This window comes from Halocynthiibacter sp. C4 (assembly GCF_028823805.1).
GTDB classification, from domain to species: Bacteria; Pseudomonadota; Alphaproteobacteria; order Rhodobacterales; family Rhodobacteraceae; genus Falsihalocynthiibacter; species Falsihalocynthiibacter halioticoli.
This window is the reverse complement of sequence record NZ_JAPEIE010000021.1, coordinates 1-275: the sequence shown is the minus strand read 5'-3', so window position 1 is coordinate 275 and position 275 is coordinate 1. Positions and strand designations below refer to the sequence as shown.

The 275-nt window shown below is 65.8% G+C and carries 1 protein-coding gene; it reads right to left on the bottom strand.

Annotation, left to right across the window (positions count from 1 at the left end):
- On the bottom strand, positions 1–204 hold a 204-nt coding region (locus OU789_RS16860; RefSeq protein WP_274656955.1), incomplete at its 3' end, for an AMP-binding protein.
- Positions 205–275 lie beyond the last annotated feature (71 nt).

Sequence of the window (275 nt, the reverse complement as noted above, 5' to 3'; positions counted from 1 at the left end):
AACGCGGTCGCCCTTCGCGATGCCGAGGCCGAGCAAGCCGCGTCCGAGCCGATTGCAGATCGCGTCCATCTCCGCAAAGGTCCAGCTCACCTCGCCGCAGATCAGCGCGGTCTTGCCGGGATAGCGCTTCGCGGACCGGCGCAGCAGATCGCCAATGCTGTGCTCGCGGGCGCGCTGGATGGTCGCTGCGATGGTGTCGCTCATGAAGTCCCTCCCGAACGTGTTTTTTGTCGTTGTCTCGTTGTCGCCGCGCCGTCGCTATTGGCGTGCGGCGT